2 protein-coding genes are annotated in these 1373 nt (G+C 40.6%); one reads left to right on the forward strand and one right to left on the reverse strand.

From position 1 onward, the window contains the following. Window positions 1–144 precede the first annotated feature (144 nt). Window positions 145–873 (forward strand): adenylate/guanylate cyclase domain-containing protein, encoded by a 729-nt coding sequence (locus tag A3738_RS10735; RefSeq protein WP_068502828.1) that lies wholly within the window; start codon window positions 145–147, stop codon window positions 871–873. Between the two features lie 219 nt (window positions 874–1092). On the opposite strand, the gene A3738_RS10740 is transcribed toward A3738_RS10735, so the two are convergent. Continuing rightward, on the reverse strand, window positions 1093–1373 hold a 281-nt coding region (locus tag A3738_RS10740), incomplete at its 5' end, for a HigA family addiction module antitoxin (RefSeq protein ID WP_068763591.1).

The following is a 1373-nucleotide window of genomic DNA, read 5'->3' on the forward strand; positions in this document are numbered from 1 at the left end:
GAAAGATTTATCTAACCAAATAATTATCAACTCAGTTATAGCTGATAGAAAATATCGAGCTTTTCAAAAAGCTATTTGGCTGACATTGGCGGCTGTAATATCTCCTGTGTTAGCACTTTTAATTTATCTATTTAGGGCGAAGTAATGAAGGAAGGGATTGTTTCAAAGGTAAAAGAGATTATTGATAACGCTTTTGAAGTTACGGATATTATTGATGTGCCTGACATTGACGATACTCGCCTGACATTTGGTAATAAAGGCCTTAGGTTTGAAGCAACAACACTTTATATTGATATGAGGGGCTCGACTTCGGTTCTAAATAATCACAACAGAACTACTGTTGCAAAGATACATAAAGCTTATTTCCACACAATCGTGACTGTCGCTAAAAGCCTAGGTGGTGAGGTAAGAAGCTTTAATGGCGATGGAATGCTGGTCTTTTTTCAAGGCACATCAAAAATCACATTAAGTAATGCTGTTGAGTCTGCCATGAAGATGAAATGGCTATTGTCATCTTCAGACTCCGAAGTAAAGAAGAAAATGGAGAAGTTCTCATCCGTTGATTTTGGCATAGGCATTGATGACGGAAAAATTGTTTGTGCAAAAGTTGGTATAGCTGGTGCAAATAATAGAGATTTGGTATGGGTTGGCAATGCAGTTAATAAGTCCGTAAAGGTTGGAGACAAATTGCATGGCAACATTGGCATATCCTCTTATGTATATGCCAATTTGCAAGATCGAGTAAAATACGCGATAGAGAAAGATATGTGGGGTAATGAGGTTCAAAAGGATATGTGGCAGTCAGCCTATTTTGAATACAATGGGAAGCAAGAGCTCTACTACTACACCACATACCATTGGAAAGTGAACTAATTCTAACAAGCGCATGTTGCCTGACTGGTTTTCCGCTGCGCTCCAAACCAGCCTCAAATGCGGGCGTTCATGTCTGCTTGCTAAATAAACCTGCCCAAATAAAGCCTGATATTTCTCCCAACTTGATGTCCGCAATTGTCTATTTGCGAATGGAAAACCAATGTCCGCTTTTCATTCTTTCCAGTCTATATCGGTGGCTTTAGATACTGAAGCAAAGAATCACGCCGCCTCTATATCAAACGGTGAAACATGAAGTGCATCTTTGGTCTGTCGCGCCAGCCACAGATCATAGGCGTTTTGTAGACGCAGCCAATGGTCTGCAGAAGGCTTTCCAAAAGCTAGCTCTAGCCTTACTGCCATTTCTGGCGTTAAAGATCCGCGTGCATTTAGAACCTTAGATAAAGTTTTTCGGCTCACATCTAGATGACTTGCCACGTCTGTTAACGTTAATCCAAGAGATTCGATAACGAGTTCTTTTAATACCTCACCGGGGTGAGCGG

The organism is Oleiphilus sp. HI0066, assembly GCF_001635725.1.